General features: G+C 41.0%; 17 protein-coding genes and 1 pseudogene. 4 read left to right on the forward strand and 14 right to left on the reverse strand.

The features are described 5' to 3' along the window. Positions 1-75 (forward strand): hypothetical protein (locus ACFX4I_RS03175; RefSeq protein WP_238141571.1); only part of this gene is annotated, 75 nt, incomplete at its 5' end. Positions 76-153: 78 nt separating this feature from the next. Here the strand turns inward: ACFX4I_RS03175 and chbG are convergent. Genes chbG through ACFX4I_RS03200 form a run of 5 tightly spaced genes read right to left on the reverse strand, consistent with a single transcriptional unit; the run spans position 154 to position 4,248 of the window. Next, positions 154-885 (reverse strand): chitin disaccharide deacetylase, encoded by a 732-nt coding sequence (gene chbG / locus ACFX4I_RS03180; RefSeq protein WP_377419147.1) that lies wholly within the window; start codon positions 883-885, stop codon positions 154-156. Then, on the reverse strand, positions 882-2,225 hold the full coding sequence (locus ACFX4I_RS03185; protein WP_283932796.1) for a 6-phospho-beta-glucosidase: 1,344 nt from the start codon (positions 2,223-2,225) through the stop codon (positions 882-884). The genes chbG and ACFX4I_RS03185 overlap by 4 nt, the downstream gene beginning before the upstream one ends. Then, a complete protein-coding gene (locus tag ACFX4I_RS03190) occupies positions 2,222-2,569 on the reverse strand; it encodes a PTS sugar transporter subunit IIA (protein WP_098370952.1) in 348 nt (115 codons plus the stop codon). The genes ACFX4I_RS03185 and ACFX4I_RS03190 overlap by 4 nt, the downstream gene beginning before the upstream one ends. 16 nt (positions 2,570-2,585) lie before the next feature. Further along, a complete protein-coding gene (locus ACFX4I_RS03195) occupies positions 2,586-3,935 on the reverse strand; it encodes a PTS sugar transporter subunit IIC (RefSeq protein ID WP_377419150.1) in 1,350 nt (449 codons plus the stop codon). Positions 3,936-3,939: 4 nt separating this feature from the next. Beyond that, a complete protein-coding gene (locus ACFX4I_RS03200; protein WP_230303804.1) occupies positions 3,940-4,248 on the reverse strand; it encodes a PTS sugar transporter subunit IIB in 309 nt (102 codons plus the stop codon). A gap of 288 nt (positions 4,249-4,536) precedes the next feature. Here ACFX4I_RS03200 and ACFX4I_RS03205 point away from each other — a divergent pair, with 288 nt between their 5' ends. Next, the gene (locus ACFX4I_RS03205) at positions 4,537-5,253 is read left to right on the forward strand and encodes a GntR family transcriptional regulator (RefSeq protein ID WP_377419331.1); all 717 of its coding nucleotides are present in this window, start codon (positions 4,537-4,539) and stop codon (positions 5,251-5,253) included. A 550-nt stretch (positions 5,254-5,803) separates the two neighbouring features. On the opposite strand, the gene ACFX4I_RS03210 is transcribed toward ACFX4I_RS03205, so the two are convergent. The 5 genes and pseudogenes from ACFX4I_RS03210 to ACFX4I_RS03230 form a co-directional block, all read right to left on the reverse strand. Then, positions 5,804-6,412, reverse strand: coding sequence for a methyltransferase domain-containing protein (locus tag ACFX4I_RS03210; protein WP_377419152.1), 609 nt, complete (start codon positions 6,410-6,412; stop codon positions 5,804-5,806). Positions 6,413-6,524: 112 nt separating this feature from the next. Further along, a pseudogene (locus ACFX4I_RS03215) lies at positions 6,525-7,170 on the reverse strand (SDR family NAD(P)-dependent oxidoreductase). A 25-nt stretch (positions 7,171-7,195) separates the two neighbouring features. Next, positions 7,196-7,300: an SDR family NAD(P)-dependent oxidoreductase gene (locus tag ACFX4I_RS03220; protein WP_377419154.1), complete on the reverse strand. Its 105-nt coding sequence runs from the start codon at positions 7,298-7,300 to the stop codon at positions 7,196-7,198. Positions 7,301-7,545: 245 nt separating this feature from the next. Further along, positions 7,546-7,911, reverse strand: coding sequence for a PqqD family protein (locus ACFX4I_RS03225; protein WP_377419156.1), 366 nt, complete (start codon positions 7,909-7,911; stop codon positions 7,546-7,548). Further along, positions 7,901-9,793 (reverse strand): OPT family oligopeptide transporter, encoded by a 1,893-nt coding sequence (locus tag ACFX4I_RS03230; protein WP_377419158.1) that lies wholly within the window; start codon positions 9,791-9,793, stop codon positions 7,901-7,903. The genes ACFX4I_RS03225 and ACFX4I_RS03230 overlap by 11 nt, the downstream gene beginning before the upstream one ends. A 333-nt stretch (positions 9,794-10,126) precedes the next feature. On the opposite strand from ACFX4I_RS03230, the gene ACFX4I_RS03235 reads away from it, so the two are divergent. Further along, positions 10,127-10,780 carry a cupin domain-containing protein gene (locus tag ACFX4I_RS03235; RefSeq protein WP_377419160.1) on the forward strand — a complete coding sequence of 218 codons (654 nt, stop codon included), beginning with the start codon at positions 10,127-10,129 and terminating at the stop codon, positions 10,778-10,780. Positions 10,781-11,230: 450 nt separating this feature from the next. Here the strand turns inward: ACFX4I_RS03235 and ACFX4I_RS03240 are convergent, their stop codons facing one another. Next, positions 11,231-13,012, reverse strand: a complete 1,782-nt coding sequence (locus ACFX4I_RS03240) for a peptidase G2 autoproteolytic cleavage domain-containing protein (RefSeq protein WP_377419162.1) — start codon at positions 13,010-13,012, stop codon at positions 11,231-11,233. A 756-nt stretch (positions 13,013-13,768) separates the two neighbouring features. Here ACFX4I_RS03240 and ACFX4I_RS03245 point away from each other — a divergent pair. Next, positions 13,769-14,053: a tyrosine-type recombinase/integrase gene (locus tag ACFX4I_RS03245; RefSeq protein ID WP_377419164.1), complete on the forward strand. Its 285-nt coding sequence runs from the start codon at positions 13,769-13,771 to the stop codon at positions 14,051-14,053. Positions 14,054-14,105: 52 nt separating this feature from the next. Here ACFX4I_RS03245 and mutL read toward each other — a convergent pair whose 3' ends face one another. The 3 genes from mutL to ACFX4I_RS03260 form a co-directional block, all read right to left on the reverse strand. Next, a complete protein-coding gene (gene mutL, locus ACFX4I_RS03250) occupies positions 14,106-16,046 on the reverse strand; it encodes a DNA mismatch repair endonuclease MutL (RefSeq protein WP_377419166.1) in 1,941 nt (646 codons plus the stop codon). 22 nt (positions 16,047-16,068) lie between these two features. After that, on the reverse strand, positions 16,069-18,693 hold the full coding sequence (gene mutS, locus ACFX4I_RS03255) for a DNA mismatch repair protein MutS (RefSeq protein WP_377419168.1): 2,625 nt from the start codon (positions 18,691-18,693) through the stop codon (positions 16,069-16,071). A 217-nt stretch (positions 18,694-18,910) separates the two neighbouring features. Then, the gene (locus ACFX4I_RS03260) at positions 18,911-19,450 is read right to left on the reverse strand and encodes an outer spore coat protein CotE (protein WP_057278378.1); all 540 of its coding nucleotides are present in this window, start codon (positions 19,448-19,450) and stop codon (positions 18,911-18,913) included. Positions 19,451-19,453 lie beyond the last annotated feature (3 nt).

The following is a 19,453-nucleotide window of genomic DNA, read 5'->3' on the forward strand; positions in this document are numbered from 1 at the left end:
GCTACATTGATGAAAGAAGCAAGTAATGTTCGCTATCTATCACACATCAAAGCCCTATTCAGCTTGGCTTATTAATTTTTGGATATAGCACTCATTGAATTTAAAAGGACCATTCATCATTTGATGAATGGTCCTCTTTTGTAATTAAAGAAATCAAATCTTAACTTGGTTGATGCTGTATCTAAGGGCAAATCCCTCAGGTAATTTTGCATTTATCAAAATCCGGGTTTCTTTCAAGCGTTTATCATTATAAGAGGAGACTTCCATCAATTCTTCATCCATATAAGCAGGATGGGTCATTATCTCTATGCTCGCCCCATCCGTTACCCTCCCCTTCAAGTTTTTAAAATAATCTTCAACCACCATATCTCCATAAAAATCATCCAGGAATACATCTGTTACGGTTTGAATCCCAGCCAGGTGCGTTCCGGCATTACGCACTGGCAATCCGTATTTATCAGACAGCTTTTTTATTACAGGTAGAAATGCTGTGATTCCGTGTACATGATGATGGCTGTCGAAATGAGTCGGAAATAGACCAAATTCCAAGAATCTTTCGATTTGTGCTGACCACTCCCTCTCCAATTCCCTCAAGGAAATACCGGCAGGATCCCCATATATCAAACCTTGCTTTTTAAAGAAACCTGATTCGTCAACTAAACTCGGAACATCACTCAATAAAGGTTCACCCCATGTCAGCACTAAGTGTATACCTACCTTCAACGAAGGTGTCTTCTTTGCGATTTCAATCGCATGCTCCGTTGCTTTCGCATTCATCATGATCGTTGCCGAATTGACAATTCCATATTTGTGGCTATCCAAAATCCCATAATTCACCGCTTTAGTTAACCCGAAATCATCTGCATTTACAAGGACTTCAATCATGATAAATTATCCTGCAACTCCTTTTTTTCAAAAAACTGCGGCAAATAATCTTTATGCGCCTCCAGCATTTCGTCTAAGATAAGTTTTGCAACCCGATCACTTGGAACGAGTGGATTGATTGTCATGGCAAGCAACGCAGTATCATAGTCCCCTGAAATTGCAGCTTCGATGGCTACCCTTTCAAAGGATTTGATTTGCTGAATTAAACCGCGGACTGCGACAGGAAGCTCACCTACATTGATAGGCTTAGGACCATCCTTAGTTATCACGCAACTGGTTTCAATCGCCGAGCCATAGGGGATGCCTTCAATCGCACCATGGTTTACGGTATTTACCGCTTGAATATCTCGCTTATCAGTATGCATCGAGCAAATCAACCTTACTGCCGCATCACTGTAGTACGCACCTCCGCGCTCTTCAAGCTGCGGCGGCTTGATAGCCAGATCCTTGTCTTTGTATAGCTCGAATAAACCTGTTTCAAGTCTTTGAACGACCTCTGCACGTGTTTCCCCTTTTTCTGCATCCTTCAATTCTTGTGCTAGCACATCTCCCGTTTTATAATAGTAGTTGTGGTATGGACACGGAAACAGGTTTAACGCTCTTAGGAATTCAGGTTCCCAGCCCATTGCATGGATATTCTTCATCGTGACAGCATTAGATGGATCTGTAATCAAATGGATGATTTGATCTTTGACACTCTCGCCATCAACGAATACATCCAAGCCGTAAACCATATGGTTCAAGCCAGCAAAGTCGATCCGGACTCTAGATGGCTCCACCTCCATTAAATCCGCAACACCTCGTTCCATACCAATCGGCACATTGCAAAGGCCGATGATTTTGGAAATATTACTGTGACGCAGAACTGCTTCCGTTACCATTCCTGCAGGATTCGTGAAGTTAATCAGCCATGCTTCCGGACATAATTCCTCCATTTCATGAGCAATATCCAGAATGACGGGAATCGTTCTAAAAGCCTTGAAAAGCCCGCCTGGTCCATTCGTCTCCTGTCCGATCACTCCGTGTTTCAATGGAATCTTTTCATCAAGCGCCCTTGCTGCGAGCTGGCCAACCCGCAACTGGGTTGTTACATAATCAGCGCCTTTAAGCGCTTTCTTTCTGTCTAGCGTGAGATGGACTTCAATATTCACACCAGCCTTTTCAATCATCCTTTTTGCCAAATTCCCGACAATTTCAAGCTTTTCCTTTCCCGCTTCGATGTCCACGAGCCAAATTTCACTCACCGGAAGTTTTTCATGATATTTGATGAAACCTTCGATCAGTTCAGGCGTATAGCTCGAACCTCCGCCAATCGTGACAATCTTCAACCCTTTGCTCATTCAGCAGTCCTCTCCTTCACAGCATCTGCATGTAAGAATTCTTCCCGTAGATCAATCATTTCGATTGCAAGATCCTTTATAGTCATCGCTGTCATTAAATGATCTTGTGCATGCACCAGAATAATGGGAAGATCAAATTGGTCCCCGCCCGCCTCAGCATGAATTAATTGGGTTTGGTATTTATGGGCTTGCAGTAATTCCGTTTCGGCCTCGGCTATTTTGACGCGAGCAGAATCAAAATTCCTTTTCTTTGCTTCCTGCATCGCTTCCATTGCAAAGCTTCTCGCATTCCCGCTATATAAAATCAATTGAAAGGATAGTTGGTATAATTCTTCTTTTTCCATTTTCATCACTACTTTCTTAAACGCTTAGCGTTTCTGAATCTTTTGTAAGCTCTGGTTTATTTTTAGTGTCTAACTTCACTTGAGCATAAACGAATGGTAAATAAATCGCTGTTGAAATGACTAAATTGATTGCAGCCAAGACCGCTCCGGACATATGCCCGCCTGTGGCCAGGAATCCACCCACGATCGGAGGGGTAACCCATGGAATCTTAGCGACGATCGGGAAAACCATTCCGCTGCTTACCGCGATATATGAGATCACCGTAGTAATTACCGGGCCGAGAACAAATGGGATGAACCACATTGGATTCAGAACGATAGGCAATCCGAAAAGAATGGGTTCGTTAATCTGGAACACTCCTGGTGCCCCTCCGAGTGCAATCATCTGTTTATACCGTTTCCGACCGGCAATGATCATTGCAATGATAAGGCCCAATGTTGCACCAGATCCGCCTAAATAAACAAATGCATCCAGGAAGGAACCCGCCAATACCCCGTATTGATCCATGTCTTTGACGCCTTTTGCATATAAATCGATATTTTTCACTCCCGAACTTTCAAAAAGCGGTGTCGTTATCCCGCCGAGGATATTGGGTCCATGCAAACCGATCATCCATAATAAATGAACAAGAAATACTAGTAAAATAGCGAATGGCAATGAATCTACTGCACTTTGTAATGGAGATACAATCACTTTACTAAGCCAGTCATTCAAGATTTGCCCATCCGTAACTTTACGGAATAGCAGTCCGAATACACCAGCGATAAAAATCGTCGCCATACCCGGCACTAACTTTGCAAATGAACGGGCTACCGCTGGGGGTACTCCATCTGGCAGCTTGATGACTAAATATTTCACTCGTGAAAGTCTCACAAAGATTTCAGTGGCAATTAAGGCAACGACAATTCCTGTAAATAGGGCTGTAGCATTAAAATAGTTCACGCTTACAAAACCCCATGCCCCGCCTGTTACATCCTTATCATCGATGGTTAAAGTGACATTTCCGATTTGAGGCAATAATAAGAAGAAACAGGCTGCGGAAACCAGCATCGCTTCAAAACCATCGTCACCGTAGGATCGTGCCAATTTATAAGAGATGCCGAATACAGCGAATACCGTCATGAATGCAAAGGTTCCAAACCAAATATCACCGCCCAGCGTATTCCATGCAGGACCGAAGATGGCCTCCATCATTCTTCCGTAAGGCTTGATGACTTGCCCGAGATTATTAAACAGGACGGCGAATGACCCAATCATTGTAATCGCTATCATTCCAATCAATGCGTCACGAATCGCAAGCAAATGCCGGTTATTTCCTACCTTTACCGCCCCAGGCATAATATACTTATCAATAAAAGTCATCATATCCTTATTCTCCTTTTATTAAAGTAGTGGCTTGTTTTAGTACTTCTTCACCATTACATAGTCCATAGAACATTGGATTGATGGTTGCGACTGGAATACCCTTTTCTTTACCCGATTCCTGTAACTTGGAAAGAAGATATCTAACCTGCGGACCTAATAAAATCACATCGGCCTTATCTATTTCATTGTTCACTTCTGTAGAACCCACAGCCCATATATGACATTCTATCCCTTGTTTTTTAGCGCTTTCTTCCATCTTGGTAACTAATAAACTAGTAGACATCCCCGCAGAACAACATAATAAGATATTCATTTAAATTACCCCCCTTTTAATGATTGATTATTCAGTATTTTCAATTAAGACTAAACCACATTTTTGTACTAATCGATGTTACTTTGTTTTATCACTTCCCTTGAAAGGCGATATGAAATGGGTATTATTACCTCCATACATACATTGTAGTTACAAATATAAAAAATATCAACACAATTTTTAATTTGTTACTACAAATTTTCGATTTAAAGTTGATTATTGCACTTATCCGAGATAATCTATATGTATATATTGGGAATGAACATAGGAGGAATCACTGTGGAGACCATGAATAAAGAAGCGGCTTTGCATTCCATAGTTAAGGAATCGATTATCGATCTCATAAAAAATGGCGAATATCAACCAAATACAAAATTACCGACGGAGGCCGAATTTTGTAAAATATACGGAGTAAGCAGGACAACAGTTCGTACGGCCTTGCAGCAATTGAACGTCGAAGGCTATATCTACCGTGTTCAAGGCAAAGGGACTTTCGTTTCGGAGAATAAAGTGAAGCAATTTCTTACAAGCACGGTTGAAAAGTTCTCTGAGCAAGTCACGATGCAAGGTAAAAACCCTTCTACAAAGGTCATTAGCTTAAAGGTGATTGAAGCAAATGCTACCCTTGCCAAGCTTTTCAAACAGAATATTGGAGACCCTGTAAATAAACTGGAACGGATACGTTACGTAAACGACATCCCCCTTCAATATGAAATTGCCTTTCTCCCTTGGTATAAAACACCCGGGCTTAATATCGAAGCTTGTGAAAAGTCACTCTTTAAAGTACTTGAAACACAATTCAATTTAAAAGTAAAAAAAACCGTCGAACACTTGGAATTTTCACTTGCCGACGATTCCATTTCTGACAAATTGGATGTACCGAACGGCTCACCTTGTTTTTCCTTAGAAACTTACACATATGAGAATGACGGATCGGTCATTGAATTCTCTAAAACTCTCTTTAGAGGCGATCGCGCACACTTTATCATCGAGCGGAACTATTGAAATAAGACGGATGCCTTATTAATTAAGGCATCCCATTTTTTTGTAAACTTTTAATACGGCATTTTGATTCTAATTCGAGCACACACCTAATCATAATTTTTAAAAGGAGACGCTTTTTACTGATGAAACCCTCACTAGATTGAAGAAATTTGCGACACTGCTACAAAATAACGGGCTAGCCAGCCTCGGCTGGATCTTCCTTGATGAGGTTTTACAGACAGTCGGTGGAAAGGGAGGGAATTTCTGAAACCAACTGGAACTTTAATTAAAAAAAATCTTACGCAAATCGACTACATTATGAGAGGAAATCATAACCTAATCTAATAGACTAGGGAGATACGGACAACAGCCGGAAGCCCTGGACCATTTAATTTTTATGATTTGGCTTCAATTTTATATAGGAAAACAATATGTACCACAGTCTCAAAAGATTTTACAATATGCTGTAAATTAAGCATCTTTAATGGCTTCACTCATTGCACCCAAGCATCAATGATTGCTTGGGTGCTTTTAATATATACTTGATTATCACCAAAAAACGAGTATCCATTCAATTCAACAATTCGTATATGACGAATTTCTCAAAAGGATTAGATTCAGTCAAGCCAGGTAACATCACTTCGTTTTTCAGCTCGAATGCGGTTTGATTTTCGAGGAAAAAAATATAATCCTGTGAAGGATAAAATAATATAATTTCGATTTGGCGCGGTTCTTTTTCAAAGGAAAGCAAAATGTTATTGATGATTTTCATGAAAATCTGTACCGAGAACGGATTAAAGAAATAAAAACGATTGTCTTTCGTATCAATATCATATTCTTCTGCCAAACAACAGTGGAATTCTATATTTCCATTGTTGTTTTTCCTTTTCTTCATGTAGCCATTCAGATTCTCGATCGCTTCTTTATAGAAATTTTCATTCATCTCCACGCCAACTACAGATGATTGATATAAGTGATGGATAAAAAAATTCAAGCGTCCTTTACCGCATCCAAAATCCACAATGCGATCATTTCTTTTCAGTGCATATTTTTTGAATAAATGTTCTAATGCACTGTATGGCGTAGGCTCATAGCGGTGATAATGCAAGGAATCATTGAATTTTTTTTGTTCACCTTCCGTCCTGATGTTCAGCATTTCATCATAATTCGTTTCTTCCATTGTTATTTACACCTGCTTCATGTTTTTTAAAATTTAGGGCTTCCTAATTAAAAACCCCGGATAAGGCTGATCTTATCCAGGGTAAGGTTTTGTTATATGAATGTCCAGACAATTAATTGGATTTTTCTTTAGTTACATAATCATTAAAATCAGAGATGCTTGGGTTGGCTATATAATGACCGCCTTCCACTTGGATCGTCTGACCTGTAATGAATTTGGACTCGTCAGATGCAAGGAATAGCACGGTATAGCCGATATCTTCCGCTTCACCATGATATGGCAATGCATTAAATTTGGCAAAAATATCGAGTACGGCCTGAGGCATATTTTTTTTCGCTGCAGGAGTTAAAATAAGGCCCGGTGCCACTCCATTACAACGAATATGATCTTTACCATACTGTGCAGCGATATACCGGTCAAATTCACTACCCCCGCTTTGGACGCACCATATGCAGAGCGTACGGTGTCACCTGTAAACCCAGCCATCGAGGCAGTATTGATTATCGATCCCCCTCCCGCTTTAATCATGTGAGGAATTGCAAACCTGCTTCCCAATAGGACACTTTTTAAATTCACATCAGTCGGTTCCATTCTTCCAAATCTAAATTCACGACATCCAGATCTTTATGCAGGTTAGTTACACCCACATTATTAACAAGTACCGTAACCGCACCATATTGTTCAATTGTAAAGTCGACTGCTGCCTGGATAGAATCTGCTCGGTCCAACATCCAAGAATACTCCAGCCGCTTCCCCACCTTGTTTTTTAATGTTTTCGGCCGCTTATTTTGCTCCTGCTTCGTTAAAATCAGCAATCACGACTTTTGCGCCTTCTTTAGCCATCAGTGTGGATATGGATAACCCTATACCTGAAGCTCCACCTGTCACTAATGCTATCTATTTTACCTTGTACCCTTCCCATAATAACCCACCTGCTCTTCAAAATATGAATATTTTTGCTTTTATTAATCATGAACAGCAGTACAAGAATACAACTTATATAAAGTTATTACAAATAATTATACTAATAGTCCAATTCTAGAAAATGCAGGTTAATAAAATGTCGTAAACCTAATGAAAATTTATTTAAAACAGAAAAAAGCTGAAGCACCCAGAAGTGCTTCAGCTTTTTTTCATTTTTCTTCTTCATCATCCCATATGATCCAATCATGAACCTCAAGAATCTCCAGAAACTTCATCAACCTCGGTAAGGCTGGTTCCGCATCCTCGCCAAAATGTTCACTCATCGCTTCAGAAATCTGATTTACATTCCTTTGGAACTGCATCTGTTTAATGGCATATGCCCCAAACTTATCAAGCTTGATTTTACGGACTGATGGTTGTTTAAAGAAACGAATTGTAATTCGTTCCACAAAATTGGTCCTTTGAATGACCAAAAAAGTTGCTTCCGAAGATTCATGTACCATAGTGACGCGTCTTTCCAAAAGGGGAACCATAGTTAACAGGTTCCTCTTCTTTGATTGGCGTTTACGAAGCATCTTCTTTTTTCCCTTTGCTGGATACGAACCAAAGCAATCCAGCTAGAGCAAGGAATAGTAGGAATGGCAGCAAATTGCTGGCTAATTTAGCCGCAGCCGGAACTTGGACGCCTGCTGCGATCAATATGGCAATAAGAACACCAATCAATGATTCACCTGCTATTAAACCAGAGGCAAATAATACCCCTCTATCAACCCGTTCTTTAAGCGCTTCTTTTGTTTTCGAGAAGAACTCAACGAAGAATCGAATAAATCCACCGATCATGATTGGGGCACTAGTATGAACCGGCAAGTAAATGCCTACTGCAACAACAAGTGAATTCAGACCGAAAAACTCTAATGTGATGGAAATAGCAGCACCGATAAAGATGAGGGTCCAAGGTAAATCCCCCCCTAGAACACCTTCAGCAAGTATTTTCATTAGTGCCGCTTTAGGTGCAGGTAGTTCTGCAGATCCCATCGTATATGCATTATCCATCAGAACCAGGATAAAACCAATGACAGAAGCGGACGCAACAACACCTATCATCATGGCAATTTGTTGTTTCCATGGTGTTCCGCCGACGATATATCCTGTTTTTAGATCTTGTGAAACATCACCTGAAACCGCAAGTGCCGTACAAATGATCGCAGCGACGGTTAATGCGGCTACCATTCCAGTCGTACCAGTAAAACCAGTAGCTTTATAGACAATGGCCACAATCAATAGTGTAGCTATCGTCATTCCAGAAACAGGGGAAGAAGAACTTCCAACGATTCCAACAACCCTTGAAGCCACTGTAACGAATAAAAATCCAAAAATCGCAATTGCAATCGCACCGATGATTCCTACATCTGTTATAGGTGTGAAAGCAATGATTAAAATTACGATGGTCGTTCCCAGCCAAACGTATTTAGCCGGCATGTCTTGTTCTGTACGGATCGAACCTGATTTTAGTTGTCCTTTATTGGCTTTTACGCCTTTAAGAGTATCAAAAACTGAACTGAAAAGTATTGGTAATGTTTTGATCAATGTGATCAATCCGCCAGTTGCAACGGCACCAGCACCAATATAGCGTATATAATTATCCCAAATTCCCCATGCATCCAATTCACCGATCGGTACATCAGAGGGGAAAATGGCTGTTCCATTGCTTCCGCCAAAAAAGCTGATGGCCGGTATTAGAACGACCCAGGCTAATAAACCCCCACCTAGCATTTGTCCTGCAACACGCGGTCCAATAATATAACCTACACCTAAAAGGGAAGGAAAGGCATCAAGACCAACCACTGCATTTTTAAAATTCGTGATTCCTGTTTCAACCTCTGTCTTGAAAAGCTTAAATCCATCACCAAGCCCTTTAACGACACCGCCGATAACCAAACCGGCTCCGATTAGTTTCGCGCTTGTACCACCCTTTTCTCCTGACTTCAGGACCTCGGCACATGCCGTACCTTCAGGATATGGTAATGTTTCATGTTCCCTTACAATCAAAAGCTGGCGAAGGGGAACCATCATGAAGACCCCTAAAAATCCCCCAGTTAATACAACGAAAATGATGAATCCTTGACTCACGTCCATGTCCCACATGAATAATGCTGGTATGGTAAATACAGCACCGGCACCAATAGCTTCACCTGCTGTGGTCATCGTTTGCACAATATTGTTTTCTAATATTGAATCCCTGCGAAAAACCCCTCTTAAGATAGCCATTGAAATTACCGCTGCGGGTATTGAAGCAGAGACAGTTAAACCAATAAGTAGGCCTAAGTATGCATTTGCCGCCCCGAATACGATTGCAAGAATGATCCCTAGAATGATTGCAGTTGCAGTTAATTCCGGTAGAGATTTAGATGCAGAGACGTACGGGACGAATTTACTCTCTTTTGAATTGTTCGACAATTTAGCCACTTCCTATGTTAAACTTTAAAATCATAGAGAACATTATATCACTGTAATTTAAAGTCACGCAATGGGGAAATCCTGCTTATTAAAAGTTTGATTATATCCAATAATCAGATTAGTAATTTCGGTTATAAAATATATAAAATAATATTGATATAATAACCATGACTAATACGTTACCCGAAGTCACTGTTTTATCATTCATTCAATGACAGTATCATCAGCAACCCTTATCACCTCGATAGACACATAACCACTGGGTTAGTGCACATTAGAATGAGATTTAACATATCCTGAAAAATCAAGTCTTAAAAAAGGAATGATAAATTCATGGTCTCTTATATGGACTATACTTCACCATCCACACAATTCTTTTTCGATGTCAATAAAAGCAATTTCATGAAAAAAGACAATCAAAACTATATTAATGCATTAGGTGTTAAACAATTAAATACCCTCGAAAATGTTTCATTATTAGATATTTACCTCAGTACAGACAATGTCGTAGAACCGCATTATCACCAAAATGCAGCGGAGCTAGTGTATTGCATTTCTGGAGCGGCAACCGTTTCCTTACTGAATCCATTTACAAAGCAAATTCAAAATTATCCCATTAAACCCGGTCAAGTAGCCAACGTCCCACAAGGTTGGTGGCATTATGAAGTGGCTAATGCTGATAATACCCACTTGCTCGCCATTTTTAATGCACCGACACCTGAGGTGATCCTCGGTTCAGATATCTTGAAATTGACGCCTGCAAATATTATGGCTCATACTTATTGCATGGATGAAAACCAATGGAAAAAAGTAATTGCACCAGTTCAGCCATCAACATTCATCGGTCCGCCAGCCAATTGCCATCGAGCGGCCGAAGAAGACATGCAGCAGTATCCTCAATATACTAATCACTATGATAACCAAATGTATACTGCCCCGTCTTACAACTATCAATACCAGCCTACCCCGCCATATTATTATTATTGAAGAAAGTGCCTGGAACCCGTTTAACCCTGTTCAAGTCCTATACCCGCTTCATGGATGGCGTCTAATAAATCGAAATCGAAAAAGCAAGGGGGAACCCCTTTACATAAGGGTTCTCCCTTGCTTTTAATTACATGACCCGTTAAAAAGCCGTATTCATTTACTTCGCCACACCTTACATTATGGTGGTCACCAAACGTGATTTATGGATATTATAAAATCCATAACACGCTTGGATACAATTATCCGTTATACAATCCCCAGTATTCTACCGAGTTTCTTCTTATAATATAAGGGATTCTCAATTTGATCCCCCTTAATAACAAGGAACCCCCCCCATACAAATGTGTTCAATCCTGATTCTTTGTATCTTTCTGGAGTTTTGTTTTTCCATATTATCATACGTTCTTTACACTTCATCAGCTAACCGATCTATACAATGGTATTAACCATTTAATTTTTTTGAAGTGGAGTGACCAAAACTAATACTTGATTCGGTCCGGTACGCTTTAATACAAAAAATCCTTTCTCCGCTTTAGTCGCGATCCCCTCATCATTTGGCCAGCAATACCCGTGAGTTTCACTTGTTCCATCATCTCGAACCCGTATTTGACCAATTATCCCTACAGCTACCCATTCTTGTCGATTTACACGAGACAAGTACTCTTGGTTAGGGTTCCATTCCGGATTAAGAACGGGTTGCTTTATTTTTCTTTCTGGAATAATTTCATTCCCTTTTTTGTCTTTTTGAGCTGGAAGAGTGACATCATGATATTTTTTTCTTCCCCATTCATCGGTTTGATATTTTCCTTGCCAGCGCAAACCTCCACTGTTTCCCAATACACCTGGCGTTGCACTAGTAATGCCTAAAATAAAGTGGTCTATTGAAGTGGCTTTTCGAATTTTGTCTTCATTTGATGCTGCAACAAAGTAGCCAACATCAATTGGGTTTCCATCTTCAGTCTCAAACATCTCTGCGTAATCACCGGCTGGTGTCCCATATGCACCGTCAATAAACATATTACCGTTATTCAGAAGTTTACCAACCAGTCCTGTAGGGTCATACTGCTCTACTCCGAAAGCTACATTCCACGAATAAATTGGGTCACCATCTACGTCGTTAACCGCCCCATTTAATCCCATAATATGGGCTCCTTCAAATCCATTTGTCGTTGTAGAATTTCCCTCAGAATGGGAAAATAGTCCATCAGCAATTGTAGATTGCCCTTCGGCATGAGAAGCATCTCCACTGGCGGTTGTACTTTGCCCTTCCGCATGAGAACGTGGCCCACTGGAGACAGAACCCTCCCCTTCTGCATGGGAAGAATCCCCACTAGCATTTGTACTTAATCCTTCCGCGTGCGCAGCAAATCCATTCGCCGTTGTATCGACGCCTTCGGCATGAGAAGCAAGTCCATTGGAGTTTGTACTAATTCCTTCCGCATGGGCAGCAGGATTACTGGCAGATGTTTGGAATCCTTCTGCATGGGCTCCAGGACCACTGGCAGATGTTTGGAATCCTTCTGCATGGGCTCCAGGACCACTAGCTGTTGTCCCTATGCCTTCTGCGTGAGCACCATCCCCGCTTGCTAAGGTAGGTGCGGGATTACCCATTTGATCTACTCCACCTCCTTCCGCATGGGAGGCCCTGCCACTTGCTGTATTCCCTTCTCCTTCCGCATGCGCGTTAACACCGCTTATCGTTGTTTGCGTATTCAAACCTTCTGTGTGTGAATTAGCTCCGGCAGCTATTGTATTGTTCCCTTCAGCATGCGATTGAGCTCCAATTGCATTAGTTTTAAAACCTTCCGCATGGGAAGCAACCCCGCTTGCTGTGGTAGTAGATCCCTCTGCATGTGCTGTATCTGCTGTCGCCGCTGTCCGAAACCCTTCCGCATGGGAGGAGTTTCCCGTCGCGATTGTTTCACTTCCTTCAGCATGGGAAGTATTTGCAATAGCGGTAGTTTGATAACCCTCTGCATGGGAAGCAACCCCGCTTGCTATCGTAGTAGATCCCTCTGCGTGTGCCGTATCAGCAGTTGTTTCGGTATCATACCCTTCCGTATGTGTAGCGTTACCACCAGCAGTTGTGGTACTTCCTTCCGCATGAGAAGCAGTCCCGTTTGCAATTGTATTCATTCCTTCCGCATGAGAGGCTGTCCCATTAGCAGTTGTATTGATTCCTTCCGCTTCCGAACACGCCCCTATCGGATTTTGGTTACATCCATTTGCCATTATCGTTCTCCATTCTTATTAAATTTGCTCATACTAAAAACCTTATTAATACGTTATGCATATTTTAATTAATGGTATAGACAATCTTCATTAACTAATAAACTATTTAGGATTCTGACTGGATAATCACGTTGCTATTATAAATTGGCCTAAAATGGAGAACCAAAATTTAGAGTTAGTTAAGAAAGTTAAGCCTAATTAAAACAAAAAAACAAGCCCCTCTCACTTTAGAGATGGGCTTTTATTAATCATCTACAATAATCTCATTAAACTGTATATGCCTCAAAGGAGCTATCTTTCTTCTGAATACGTAACTCTTTCGTGATAGGATATATGTGGATTTCCCTCGTAGGTAAATGATATTCCATCGCATAACAAATGTGGTGTTCAAACTCTTCAATCTGGAATTCATCAAGGATAGGCTTTTTATTTAAGAAATAATCAACCTCCCCTATTTAACGAGCCCTCTATCACGAATTGTACCCAATAGAAAGATTCCTCCTTTACATTAATTTTATCGAACAGACATTCTTGTTCAAAGCAGAAGAAAAACTCCTTCCCTAATAAAGTTCAGGTTAGTGAAAAAAGAGAACAATTATTGTGGCCTTTATGCCTTATGGAGCTAACGCACCTGTTAGAGTTGTATAAAGGATCACCGGACATACAAAACCACCCTGATCGAATTGTTTATCCGCTTACATTGAAGAATTACAATCATACAAAGTTAAGAAACAGGCACAACTACTAGAAGTGGGGTTGAAGTTAATAGAGGATCACTTTGTCGTTTCTGCTTTTGGTGGAAAACCGGTCAATCCCAATACGATACACAAACAGTTTCTTTATGATATTAAGCTTGCCGGAAGGAAGAGGATTCGATTTCATGATTTACGCCATACACATGCAACTATAATGTTGGAGATTGGAGAAAATTCCAAAGTGGTATCAGAAAGATTAGGACATTCAAAATCAGGACTCTTCAGCAGAAAACTTTTCAAAAGCTCTAGGAATAAAGAGCATAGACCAATAAATGTGGTCATTTAACTAAAAAAGCAATGAAGAACCCCATTACCTAAGGATTCTCCATTGCTTTTAATTACATGATCCGTTTGAACATTTTTTCCATTTCATATATGGAATATGAGATGATGATAGGTCTTCCATGAGGGCATGTGAAGGGATCGGTTGTCCGCCTTAGTTCATCCAATAGTGCTTGGATTTCATCATTGCGCAGATGACGGTTTGCCTTTATGGAGGCTTTACAGCTCATCATGATGGCTGCTTCTTCGCGCAATTTTTTGATGTCGACCTTTTTCATCGATAGCAATTGTTCTATCATTTCCTCAAGGATTTCCTGTTCAATTCCTTTAGGGAACCATTGTGGATGCGATCGGACAATATAGGCATTATAGCCAAACTCCTCTAAAAAGACGCCGACTTTTTCCAACTCATTCCGATATTCATTTATCCGGATACATTGATCCGTTGAAAATTCAAGGGTGATGGGGACCAGCATATCCTGTAGCTCGTTTTCAACTCGACCGACTTTTTCTTTAAAGTATTCGTATTTGATCCGTTCCTGGGCAGCATGCTGGTCTATGATATACAAGCCCTTTTCGTTTTGGGCGAAAATATATGTTCCATGCATTTGCCCAATCGGGTACATCGGAGGGATGCGGCTTTCCGGTTCATTCGCCTCGATTTCCTCCTCTTGTTCGACTGTGTAGGTTGTAAACTTTTCAGCAGACTCGAAATATGATTTGCTTTCATCATCTTGTAAGACCGGTACATAGACATCTTCCATTTGCTGCTGTTCAGTGCTATAGATTATTTCCTTTATTGGTTCAAGATTGAAATCTTCATTATGATCCACGTAATTCTTTTGTTCCTGCTTTTCCCGAATCAAGGTATCCTTCAAGAGGGAAGCTTCTTTCTTGGCTTCTTCCAGGACCCGCTTGCCGCTTTCCACAACATGGTCCAATTCCAGAGTGGTTTGCTCACTTTTCACCTGTTCCGGCTTTGCTGCTGGTGTATATCCACTTGGTATTAGAGACATCTTTTTAAACGAAAATTTAATCGTTTCCGATACAAGACTGTACAATTCCTGTTCCTTGCTGAGCCTTACCTCCATTTTGGATGGATGTACATTGACATCGACAAGAATCGGATCCATTTCGATATTCAGCAAAGCGATTGGAAAACGTCCAATTGGAAGAAGTGTATGATACCCATCCAGGATTGCTTTCACGAGCGCATAGTTTTTAATGAAGCGCCCGTTTATCATGGTTGAAATGTAATTCCTTGATGCCCGGGTGATCTCGGGCATGACGATATATCCGGATAATTTGAAATCCAAGGAGCTTGCCTGAACCGGAATCATCTTTTTGGCAATATTCGTACCATAGATTGCCGCTAGCACCTGCCTGACATCACCGTTACCATTCGTATGGAGGATACGCTTCTCATTGTGTGTTAACCGTATAGAAACATCCGGATGTGAAAGTGCGAGCCTGTTAGCGACATCCGTAATATTTCCTAGCTCGGTATGAATGGTTTTCATATATTTCAACCGTGCAGGGGTATTAAAAAACAAGTCGGAAACCAGGATATCCGTTCCTTTACGGCTGGATGAAGCCTCAAGTTCCTTAACCAAGCCTCCTTCAAGAAGTATGCGCGTTCCTACCCCTTCGCCAGTGCTGCTTTTCATTTCAAAACGGGAAACTGAAGCAATACTGGGCATGGCTTCACCGCGGAAGCCAAGTGTTCGGATTCGGAAGAGATCATTTTCATCTTTAATTTTACTAGTGGCGTGACGTTTAAATGCGGCTTCTATGTCATCAGGTAAAATCCCATCGCCATTATCCACGATCCGAATGGAACCAAGTCCAGCCTCCACCAATTCAATCTCTATAATGGTACTGTTTGCATCTATTGCGTTTTCCACAAGTTCCTTAACGACTGAGGCTGGGCGTTCAACAACTTCGCCAGCTGCGATTTTATTAGATAAAGCCTCATCAAGCTGTATGATTTTTCCCATTTTTATCGCCTCGCTTTAATTCTCATTTAAGTTTCTTTTGTAATTTATAAAGGGTATTCATTGCCTCAAGCGGCGTCATTTCAAGGATATCCAGTGATTTTATGTCATCCAGCACCTTTTTTTCCTTTGGTGAAGAATTCACCCTTCCTTTAGGAGCTTCTTCTCGAAAGAAGGAAAGCTGTGCCTCATTGACGGATGCAACAGGGGCAGCTTCGGCAATAGATGCTTTTTCAGCAGCAGGCTGTTCAGGAATCGCCTTTGCCTGTCCATTTTCATTCTCTAGCTGGGCTAAAATAGCAGCCGCCCGATCTATTAACTGCTCCGGTAAATCAGCAAGCTTAGCCACATGAATTCCATAGCTTTTATCTGCTGGCCCTTCTTTAATTTTATGAAGGAAAACGACATTTCCATTTTGCTCAATGGCACTTACATGGATATTTTTCAATTTTGGGAGTTCCGTTGCCAATACAGTCAATTCGTGATAATGAGTCGAAAAGAGTGTCTTTGCCCCAATTTCCTCATGAATATATTCAATGATAGCCTGAGCAAGCGCCATCCCATCATAAGTTGATGTTCCCCGGCCTATTTCATCAAATAATATCAAACTGTTTTCTGTCGCATTCATGATGGCATTTCTTGCTTCAAGCATCTCGACCATGAATGTACTTTGACCGGAAATCAAATCATCTGCCGCGCCAATCCTGGTAAATACCTTATCAAAAATAGGTAATTCAGCTATACTTGCGGATACGAAGCATCCAATTTGCGCTAAAATCGATGTTAGCGCTATTTGACGCATATACGTACTTTTACCCGACATATTGGGCCCTGTGATCAAGAGTAACTCCCGATCTCCATCCATAAAGCAGTCATTGGGGACATATTCCTGTGATTGAAGGACTTTCTCGACCACTGGATGCCTGCCTTCCTTCAGTACGATTCTTCGATCATCGGAAAAGACAGGCTTCACATAATGGCGTTCTTCACTAATCGTCGCAAAGCACTGCAGGACATCCAGTTCACTGACGCCTTTCGCCAAATCCTGTAAGCGCGGGATATAGCTTTTGACCTCTTCACGAAGATTGAGGAATAAGTCATACTCCAAACTGATGCTTTTTTCTTCTGCTTGTAAAATCAAAGCTTCCTTTTCTTTCAATTCAGGTGTGATATAACGTTCGGCATTCGTTAAAGTCTGCTTCCGTTCATAACGGCCTTCTTCAAGCAGATGCAAATTTGCTCGTGTGACTTCAATGTAATAGCCAAATACACGATTATATCCGATTTTCAAGGATTTGATCCCGGTGCGTTCCCGCTCTTCGCGTTCAAGCTGTGCAATCCAAGTTTTCCCGTTTCTGCTGGCATCCCTGTATGTATCCAGCTCCTTATGGAAACCATCCTGAATGATATTCCCTTCCTTCACGGACAATGGAGGGTTTTCTACAAGCGCCGTTTCAAGTAAATCCGTCACTTCTTCACAAGGATCCAATTTATCGGCCAGGATTGAAATATCCTGATTGGAAGCCATTGACTTCACGATTTCACGAATGACCGGCACCTGTTGCAAGGAACGTTTCAGTTGAATCAAGTCCCGAGCGTTTACATTCCCGAAGGCCACCCTTCCGGCAAGCCGCTCCAAGTCGTACACTTCCTTCAGGCGTTCACGTAAGTCTTGTCGTTCGAAGTATTGATTTTTCAGGGTTTCAACAAGGCTTTGTCTCCGCTCGATCTGTTTTTTATTTATGAGCGGTCTATCAATCCATTGCTTCAACATCCTTCCGCCCATGGCTGTTTTTGTTTCATCAAGCAGCCATAGTAATGAGCCTTTTTTACCTTTGGAACGAATGGTTTCAGTTAATTCCAAATTACGTTTGCTATAATAATCAATTTTCATATATTGTGATGTTTCATATGCAAGCACTGGCTGTAAATGATCCAGGCTGCGTTTTTGGGTACGGTATAGATAATTCAATAAACGTGAGGTCGTTGTCGCCAGTTTCTGGTCTTTTAACAAATGAAGCAATGGAGCGAATGACTCGCTTTGGACCAAATTACTCTCTAGGGATAGAGCGGCTGCGCCCCGTTCTTGAAGCCTTTTTTTCCATTCTTCATTGAAATCCTCGGCAATGACCACTTCACTCGCACCAAGGATGGCAAATTCATTCAGAACTTCCTCGAAACTCTCAATCAATGTAACCTTATTTTCCCCTGTCGATAAATCATTGTATCCAAAGCCAAACTGACCATCCGTAAAATAAGTGATGGTGGCAATATAATTATTTTCCTTTTCACGAAGACCCTTACTATCCATTTTCGTTCCCGGGGTAATCAGCTGGACAACTTCCCTGCGTACCACACCTTTCGCTTGCTTCGGATCTTCGGTTTGTTCACAAATAGCTACTTTAAAACCTTTTTCTATCAATATATCAATATAATTAGCTGCCGAGTGATACGGAATGCCGCACATCGGAATTCGCTCTTCACTACCGCCTTCTCGGCTCGTTAATGTGATTTCGAGCTCTTGTGATGCATTCAGTGCATCGTCAAAAAACATTTCATAAAAATCGCCTAAACGAAAAAATAAAAAGGCATCCTGATACTCTGCCTTAATTTTTAAATATTGCTGTATCATTGGAGTATATCCAGCCATTCCTTCAAAACCTTTCCAAACTATAATCTATTACACATTTATGTCCTTCATTATAACATACGAAAATGCAACATGGCCTGTATTCGAAATTGCATGGTAAATCAATTATCCTTTACATTGTAAGCTAGCTGTATCTGCAAAGCCATAGGGACTTGTCCCACTTCAAATTAAATAAAACCGGATGAAGGGAATGTCATCCGGTATTAATTTCTATATTCTATTCGTCTTCGAATTCATCAAGGAAATCCGGATCTAAATCTTCGAAATCCTCATCATCGAAATCAGAGCCCCAGTCATCCTCACAGCGGCCATCTGGACTTACAGCGACACAAATTTTCGTTTCGCCGACGACTTCCACAAAGAATTCCCTTTCCACATGGACAATGATTTTTTGTCCACATGGGGAGATGCATGCTTCTAAACAATTCGGCTGTTGGACAGCTTTTGCAGCGATTTCATGGTCATCAAGATAATCGGGATCACGGTATTTCAGCGAAATAACGTCGGTATATTGCACTTTTTCAGTTACAACTTCCGTCTTCGAATTATGGTTATAAGAATACCAGACGTTGATTTCGTAGCTGCCGTGAATTTCTACCTTTTTGCCGACTTTCTTTGCATCGTATTTATGGTTGATGATCCAACAACCTAGAATGCTAGAAGGATGATGAGCCGGGCAAATGGTGTGAGAGGACTTTGTGAATTTACGTCCTTTTGCCACCACCGCTTTAGTAATTATCTCTCTATATTGTGACATGCT

This window comes from Peribacillus sp. YIM B13472 (assembly GCF_042788005.1).
Taxonomy (GTDB): domain Bacteria; phylum Bacillota; class Bacilli; order Bacillales; family DSM-1321; genus Peribacillus; species Peribacillus simplex_E.